The organism is Streptomyces inhibens (genome assembly GCF_003389455.1).
Taxonomy (GTDB): Bacteria; Actinomycetota; Actinomycetes; order Streptomycetales; family Streptomycetaceae; genus Streptomyces; species Streptomyces inhibens.
The window spans coordinates 1-7,611 of sequence record NZ_QUAC01000385.1; the positions used below are offsets into that span (position 1 = coordinate 1).

Consider the following 7,611-nt stretch of genomic DNA (forward strand, 5'->3'; position numbering starts at 1 on the left):
CCAGGGCGCGGGCGGCCTTGGCGGGGCCGCGCATCGGCGGCACGGGGCCGGGGAGTTGGCGCGGGTCGACGGAGTGCAGGCGGGCCAGCAGCCGGGCGGCGTCCTCCCAGGGCGCGGCGTCGGGGTCGTCGGGCGGCACCGGGCTGCCGTACGGCCAGCGGGTGAGCGCGCGGCCGTCCTCGGTGAGGGTCAGGAAGCCGTCCGGGCCGGTGACCGGGAGCGGGGGCAGCAGGATGCCGTGCAGGCGGGGGTGGGCGGCGATGCGCAGCCGGGCGGTCAGGTCCTGCGGGTCGCCGTCGGGGGCATGGGCCTTGGCCACCGTACGGCCGCTGCGGACGACGGTGCCGTCGGGGCGGTCGGCGAGTATCTCGGGGGAAGTCGCCGGTGCGCCTGCCGGGGCGGACAGCGCGGCCAGGCGGTCGAGAAGCGGTGCGGTCATCGTTCCCCCGAGTCCGGCGCGAGCCGGATGTGCCGTGACGGTGGTGCGCGCTGTGGGCGGCCCGGTCCGGGATCGTACGCGCGGTACGGGCGGAGCGGTCGGGGCGGCGGCCGGGAAAACCCGAAGGCCGGGCATCTCCCCAGATGCCCGGCCGTTCGTGCCGTCCGCCGCACCCCCGTCCCCACGGGGTTTTCGGCCAGAGGTCCCCGTCCCGGGCCGCTCTCCCGGGACCGAGGCGCCGCTCAGCGCCCCAGCATTCCGACCACGGACGACGCTTGTGTGATGACGGCTTCCCAGCCGCCGAAGACCACGGCGAGAACGATCGCCAGCGGCAGCACCATGGCCACCGCGACAAGGGGATGGCGGGTGCCGGAGGACTGCTGGCCGCCGAGCGCCGCGGCGGCCTTGCGCCCCTGCACCCGAAGGGCCGACCGTCCTGAGGTCCGATCCATCGTCCCGCTCCCGTCGTGTCTGGGGGCGGCGGGCGTCTGACCTCGGGGGACGAGTGCTGCGCCCGCCGCTTGAAGACAACATTAGGCATCCGGCGGGCGGTGGGCGTCATGCCGTCGTATCGATTGCTCGGCCTCCAGGAGGATGACGGAACGCCGCCCCGCGTACTCCCCTGGGTGGAGAGAGGGCACCGGGGACCTGGGGACATCCCCCAGGGGCTCCCTTCGGAGCCGCCGGTCCGCGGGCATGCGAGGTGACCTCGCTCACTTCGTCCGCTCCCCCGCGCACCGCGGTCCTGCCTTCGCGGCACACGCTGCCCGCCGCCCCTTCCCGCCGCCCGACCCCATCCCCGGCATCCGCGACTATACCGACGCGATCCCCCTTCATCACCCCAATCCCCCTTCTGTGGCGGATCATTGGGAACTCGTACGGAAAGTCCGGCCGCCCGGCGGCCGATGGGCTCCCGCCCTCCGGAAATCGCACCCATCACCGGCAATCCGGTTGCCGACGCATGCGCGGCCTATCAGCACAGCGAGCCGTCAATCCGTAAGCTGTGCCACGTCAGACGGTTGGCAGCGGAGGGGCCTCCCCACCGCAGGTAGGGGACGGACATGGCGATGATGCGGCTCCGACGCGAGGACCCGCGTGTCGTCGGGACGTTCCGGCTGCACCGCCGGCTCGGCGCGGGCGGGATGGGCGTGGTCTATCTCGGCTCGGACAAGCGCGGGCAGCGGGTTGCCCTGAAGGTGATCCGGCCGGATCTGGCGGAGGATCAGGAATTCCGCTCGCGGTTCGCGCGCGAGGTGTCGGCGGCACGGCGGATCCGCGGCGGCTGTACGGCCCGGCTGGTGGCGGCCGATCTCGACGCGGACCGCCCCTGGTTCGCCACGCAGTACGTCCCGGGACCCTCGCTGCACGACAAGGTCAACGAGGAGGGGCCGCTGTCCCCCGCACAGGTCGCCTCCATCGGCGCCGCGCTGTCCGAGGGGCTACTCGCCGTCCATGACGCGGGCGTGGTGCACCGTGATCTGAAGCCGTCCAACATTCTGCTGTCGCCCAAGGGCCCGCGGATCATCGACTTCGGCATCGCCTGGGCGACCGGCGCCAGCACGCTGACGCATGTCGGTACGGCCGTCGGCTCGCCGGGCTTTCTGGCGCCGGAGCAGGTGCGCGGCGCCGCGGTGACGCCCGCCACCGACATCTTCGCGCTGGGCGCGACCCTCGCGTACGCCTGCACCGCGGACTCCCCGTTCGGGCAGGGCAGTTCGGAGGTCATGCTCTACCGCGTGGTCCATGAGGAGGCGCAGCTCGCCGGGGTGCCGGACGCGCTGGCGCCGCTGCTCGCCTCGTGCCTGGCCAAGGACCCGGCGGACCGCCCCAGCACCCTGTCGCTGTCACTGCGGCTCAAGGAGATCGCGGCCCGTGAGGCGCACGGCCTGTCGGGCGGGCCGCTGGAGAACGGCTCCGGGGCCGGGGCCGGTTGGGAGCGTATGGAGCGCCGCCCGTCGGACCGGCCGACCGGGCAGCGCGCCGAGGAGTACGCGCGCCAGCGCACCGAACGGCGGACGGCGGGGACGAACCCGCGTCCGCACGCATCCCGTCCCTCGGCGCCGCGTGACTTGGCATCCCGGCCGGCCGGCCCGGCATCGGCCGCGGGCAAGAACCCGCGGGCCGGCGGGCGCACTGCGCGACGCGCCCCGGCTTCGCGGCCGACGGGGCGAAACGGTTCGCGTACCCCGGTGCGTACGACATCCGGCGGCCGCCGGCCCGGACCGGACCGGCGGCTGCTGCGCCAGCGGGTCATCGTGTTCGTGGTGGTGACGCTGCTGGTGGCGCTCGGTATCGCGGCGGCCCAGGGGTGCCAGGGGCCGGCCCGCGGGCTGGGCGTGAAGCGGACGGTACCGGTCGCTCCGTACGGGGGCGCGGACAGGCCTTGGGGTGTGGGGGAACAGAACCCCTAGGGGGTATGGGCGCCCCCTGCGGGCCACAACGCGGTGGGGCAGGGGGATGATTCCCGTGCCGGGGGGTGATTCCCGTGCCAGGGGTAATTCCCGTCAGGCGGGGCGTCCGGTCGCCACCGCGTAGAACGCCACCGCGGCGGCCGCTCCGACGTTGAGCGAGTCCACGCCGTGCGCCATCGGGATACGGACCCATTCATCGGCGGCCCGCAGGGCGCCGGTGGTCAGGCCGCCGCCCTCCGCGCCCAGCATCAGGGCGGCGCGCTCCAGGGTGTGCGGGGCGGCCTCGTCGATGGCGGTGGCCTTCTCGGCCGGGGTGAGCGCGAGCAGCTTGAAGCCCGCTTCCCGTACGACGGCCAGATCGCGGGGCCAGCCCTCCAGCCGGGCGTACGGCACGGAGAACACCGCGCCCATGGAGACCTTCACCGAGCGGCGGTAGAGCGGGTCCGCGCAGTCCGGGGAGAGCAGCACCGCGTCCATGCCGAGGGCCGCCGCGCTGCGGAAGATCGCACCGATGTTGGTGTGGTCGTTGACCGCTTCCATGACCACGATGCGGCGGGCCCCGGCGAGCAGTTCGGCGGCCTCGGGCAGCGGCTTGCGCTGCATGGAGGCCAGCGCGCCGCGGTGCACGTGATAGCCCGTCACCCGCTCGGCGAGGTCCGGGCTGACGGCGTAGACCGGGGCCGGGACCTCGTCGATGACATCGCGCATGACATCGACCCACTTGGCCGAGAGCAGCATGGAGCGCATCTCGTAGCCGGCGTGCTTGGCGCGCCGGATGACCTTCTCGCCCTCGGCGATGAAGAGCCCCTCCGCGGGCTCGCGCCGGCGCCGCAGCTCGACGTCGGTCAGACCGGTGTAGTCGGCCAGCCGGGGGTCGTCCGGGTCATCGACGGTGATGATTTCTGCCACGGGGAGATAGTGCCTTGTCGGTGTCGAGGTTCCAATGCCGCGTACGGAACGGGTTACCTGTGGGTAGGGGCGGCGACGGCGACCACGTCGCCGATGACGATGACCGCCGGCGGGCGGACGCCCTCGGCCCGTACGGTCTCGCCGAGGGTCGCGAGGGTGGCGTCGACCCGGCGCTGGGCCGCGGTGGTGCCCTCCTGGATGACGGCGGCCGGGGTGTCGGCGGGGCGGCCGTGCTCGATGAGCTTGGCGGCGATGGCGCCGCTGTTCTCCACGCCCATCAGGACGACGAGGGTGCCGCGCAGCTTGGCCAGCGCGGGCCAGTCGACCAGCGAGCGCTCGTCGTCGGGGGCGACATGGCCGCTGACGACGGTGAATTCATGGGCGACGCCGCGGTGGGTGACGGGGATGCCGGCGGCGCCGGGGACCGAGATGGTGCTGGAGATGCCGGGGACGACCGTGCAGGGGATGCCGGCCGCGGCGAGCGCCTGGGCCTCTTCCATGCCGCGGCCGAAGACGAACGGGTCGCCGCCCTTGAGCCGGACCACGGCCTTGCCGGCCTTGGCGTGCTCGATCAGCGCGTTGTTGATGGCCTCCTGGGCCATGAAACGGCCGTAGGGGATCTTCGCGGCGTCGATGACCTCGACATGCGGCGGGAGTTCGGCGAGCAGATCGCGCGGGCCGAGCCGGTCGGCGATCACCACATCCGCCTCGGCCAGCAGCCGGCGGCCGCGGACGGTGATCAGGTCGGGGTCGCCGGGGCCGCCGCCGACCAGCGCGACGCCGGGCGTGTGGGGGCGGCGGTGGTGCGGGGCGGCGATGCTGCCGTCCCGCAGGCCCTCGACGATCGCATCGCGTACGGCGGCGGAGCGGCGCGGGTCACGGCCGGTGAGGACGGCGACGGTCACGCCCTCGCTGCGGCCGGTGGCCGGGGTCCAGGCGGTGGCGGCCTCGGCGTCGTCGGCGCGTACGCACCACACCCGGCGGTCCTCGGCCTCCTGGGACGCCGCCGCGTTGGCCTCGGGGTCGTCGGTGGAGATCAGCGCGTACCAGGCCTCGGCGAGGTCGCCGGCCTGGTAGCGGCGGCGCTCCCAGCGGATCTCGCCGGCGTCGGCCATCGCCTCGACGGACGGGGTGGCGGACGGGGAGATGAGCTGGACGTCGGCGCCGGCGGCGACGAGCGCGGGGAGCCGGCGCTGGGCCACCTGCCCGGCTCCCAGGACGACCACCCGGCGGCCGGACAGCCGCAGTCCGACGGGGTAGGCGGCGTGTTCGGCGGCGTGCTCAGCCATGGCGGTGCGGCTCCTTGTGCGGGTGATGCGAGTTCGACGACCGGCGCAGCCGCTGCGGCTCTGGAGCGGCTGATGAGGGTGCTACGGCCCGTGGGGCGCTACGGCCCCGGCCCACAGCCTATGGGGCTGCGGGCCGGGGGTCATGTGGGGGCGGCCCTGTCCCGGCCGTCACCCGGTCAGCTCTTCTCGGTGACTCCGGCGGAGTCGAAGGTGGCGACCTCGTGCATGGCGCGGGCGGCGCTCTGCACCACGGGGAGCGCGAGCAGCGCGCCGGTGCCCTCACCGAGGCGCAGATCGAGGTCGACCAGCGGGCGCAGGCCCAGCTTGTTCAGGGCCGCGACATGGCCCGGCTCGGCGCTGCGGTGGCCGGCGATGCACGCGGCCAGCGCCTCCGGGGCGATGGCGCGGGCCACCAGGGCGGCGGCGCCGGCGCTGACGCCGTCCAGGATCACCGGCGTACGCAGCGAGGCGCCGCCGAGGATCAGGCCGACGAGTGCGGCGTGCTCCAGGCCGCCGATCGCGGTGAGGACACCGATCGGGTCGGCCGGGTCGGGCTGGTGGAGTTCCAGGGCGCGGCGGACCACATCGACCTTGCGGGCGTGCGTCTCGTCGTTGATGCCGGTGCCTCGGCCGGTGACCTCGACCGGGTCGACGCCGGTGTAGACGGCGATCAGTGCGGCGGAGGTGGTGGTGTTGGCGATGCCCATCTCGCCCGTGAGCAGCGCCTTGTTGCCGGCCGCTACGAGGTCGCGGGCGGTCTCGATGCCCACCTCGATCGCCTTGAGCACGTCCTCCTGGGTCATCGCCGGGCCGGCCGTGAAGTCGGCGGTGCCGGCGCGGACCTTACGGGGCAGCAGGCCCGGGGTGGCGGGTAGTTCGCCCGCCACGCCGACGTCCACGACACAGACCTCGGCGCCGACCTGATTGGCGAAGGCGTTGCAGACCGCGCCGCCGCCCAGGAAGTTGGCGACCATCTGGCCGGTGACCTCCTGGGGCCAGGGGGTCACGCCCTGGGCGTGCACACCGTGGTCGCCGGCGAAGATCGCGACGGCGGCCGGCTCCGGGATGGGCGGCGGGCACTTGCGGGACAGTCCGCACAGCTGCGCGGAGATGATCTCCAGCATGCCCAGCGCCCCGGCGGGCTTGGTCATCCGCTTCTGCCGCTCCCAGGCCTCGCCGAGCGCCTTGGCGTCCAGCGGGCGGATGCCCTGCAGGGTCTCCTGGAGGAGGTCGTGCGGGCTCTCGCCGGGCAGCGCGCGGCGGCCGTAGGTCTCCTCGTGGACGACCCAGGACAGCGGGCGGCGCTTGGACCAGCCCGCCTGCAGCAGCTCGGGCTCCTCCGGGAACTCGTCGACGTAACCGACGCACAGGTAGGCGACGACTTCGAGGTGCTCGGGCAGGCCCAGCTCGCGGACCATCTCGCGCTCGTCGAAGAAGCTGACCCAGCCGACGCCCAGGCCTTCGGCGCGGGCGGCGAGCCAGAGGTTCTCGACGGCGAGCGCGGAGGAGTACGGGGCCATCTGCGGCTGGGTGTGCCGGCCGAGGGTGTGCCGGCCGCCGCGGGTGGAGTCGGCGGTGACGACGATGTTCACCGGCGTTTCGAGGATCGCCTCGATCTTCAGCTCGCGGAACTGCTTGGCGCGCGCCTTGGGCAGCGACTTGGCGTACGCCTCGCGCTGCTGCATGGCGAGCTGGTGCATCTTCTCGCGGGTCTCGGCCGAGCGGATGACGACGAAGTCCCACGGCTGGGAGTGGCCGACGCTGGGGGCGGTGTGGGCCGCCTCCAGGACGCGCAGCAGCACCTCGTTGGGGATCGGGTCGCTGCGGAAGCCGTTGCGGATGTCGCGGCGCTCGCGCATCACGCGGTGCACGGCGGCGCGCTCGGAGTCGTCGTACCCGGCGGCCGGGGACGGGACCGGTACGTCGGAGGCAGCCGGGGCGTCGGCGGCTTCGGGGGCCTCTGCCGGCTGCGGCTGGTCGTCGTCCTGGTCCTCGCCGAGCTGGACGAGTTCGGCGGCGTCCTGCTGGTGGGGCGCCTCGTCGGCGGGGGCCTCGGCGGCGGGGCCGCTGTCGGGCGTGAGCCCGGCCGTCGCGGGCTGCTCGCCGGGGGCGGCCGCTACGGCCTGGGCGGCGATCTGCTCGCCGGCCGCCTGGGCCGGGATGTGGACGGTGACGGGCTGCTCCTCGGCCATCGGTTCGGCGGGGGCGCCGGGCTGGTCGGACACGTCGGCTGCCGCGGGTTCCGGGGTCTCCTGGACGTCCGCCGTCACTGCGGGGTCGCCGGTCGTGGCGTCCGCGGTCGGCTCGGGCGCCGGGGTGGTCGGCTCGCCGGGGTGGTCGGGAGCGGCCGCTGCGGGCTGCTGCCCGTCCGGGGTGTCCTGGCCCTCGGGCGCCTCGGTGGTCTGCTGCCCTGCGGCGTCCGCGGGGGCGCCGGGCTGCGGCTGTCCGGCGGCCGGTTGCTGCGCCTCGGGCGGCTCTATGACGGTCTGTTCCACGGGTGCGCCACCCTCGGGGACGGGCATGGCGACCGGGCCGTGCGGGGCGGCGGTGGGCATGGGGGCGG

At 74.6% G+C, this 7,611-nt stretch carries 5 protein-coding genes and 1 pseudogene; 1 reads left to right on the forward strand and 5 read right to left on the reverse strand.

The genetic code is table 11. From position 1 onward, the window contains the following. Both DY245_RS35170 and DY245_RS35175 read right to left on the reverse strand, forming a co-directional pair. Positions 1-439: pseudogene (locus DY245_RS35170) on the reverse strand (aminoglycoside phosphotransferase family protein); the annotation flags it as partial. 242 nt (positions 440-681) lie between these two features. Continuing rightward, on the reverse strand, positions 682-891 hold the full coding sequence (locus DY245_RS35175) for a hypothetical protein (RefSeq protein ID WP_128511159.1): 210 nt from the start codon (positions 889-891) through the stop codon (positions 682-684). 609 nt (positions 892-1,500) lie between these two features. Here DY245_RS35175 and DY245_RS35180 point away from each other — a divergent pair. After that, the gene (locus DY245_RS35180) at positions 1,501-2,850 is read left to right on the forward strand and encodes a serine/threonine protein kinase (RefSeq protein ID WP_128511160.1); all 1,350 of its coding nucleotides are present in this window, start codon (positions 1,501-1,503) and stop codon (positions 2,848-2,850) included. 93 nt (positions 2,851-2,943) lie between these two features. Here the strand turns inward: DY245_RS35180 and DY245_RS35185 are convergent, their stop codons facing one another. The 3 genes from DY245_RS35185 to cobT form a co-directional block, all read right to left on the reverse strand. Next, a complete protein-coding gene (locus DY245_RS35185; protein ID WP_128511161.1) occupies positions 2,944-3,759 on the reverse strand; it encodes a TrmH family RNA methyltransferase in 816 nt (271 codons plus the stop codon). Positions 3,760-3,812: 53 nt separating this feature from the next. Then, positions 3,813-5,048 carry a uroporphyrinogen-III C-methyltransferase gene (gene cobA / locus DY245_RS35190; RefSeq protein ID WP_128511162.1) on the reverse strand — a complete coding sequence of 412 codons (1,236 nt, stop codon included), beginning with the start codon at positions 5,046-5,048 and terminating at the stop codon, positions 3,813-3,815. A 176-nt stretch (positions 5,049-5,224) separates the two neighbouring features. Further along, positions 5,225-7,611, reverse strand: a 2,387-nt coding sequence (gene cobT, locus DY245_RS35195) for a nicotinate-nucleotide--dimethylbenzimidazole phosphoribosyltransferase (RefSeq protein ID WP_128511163.1), incomplete at its 5' end; no start/stop codon positions are given.

Coding starts and splice junctions, on each gene's coding strand:
- cobA (WP_128511162.1), bottom strand. CDS start 5,048: ATGGCTGAGCACGCCGCCGAACACGCCGCCTACCCCGTCGGACTGCGG.
- DY245_RS35175 (WP_128511159.1), bottom strand. CDS start 891: ATGGATCGGACCTCAGGACGGTCGGCCCTTCGGGTGCAGGGGCGCAAG.
- DY245_RS35180 (WP_128511160.1), top strand. CDS start 1,501: ATGGCGATGATGCGGCTCCGACGCGAGGACCCGCGTGTCGTCGGGACG.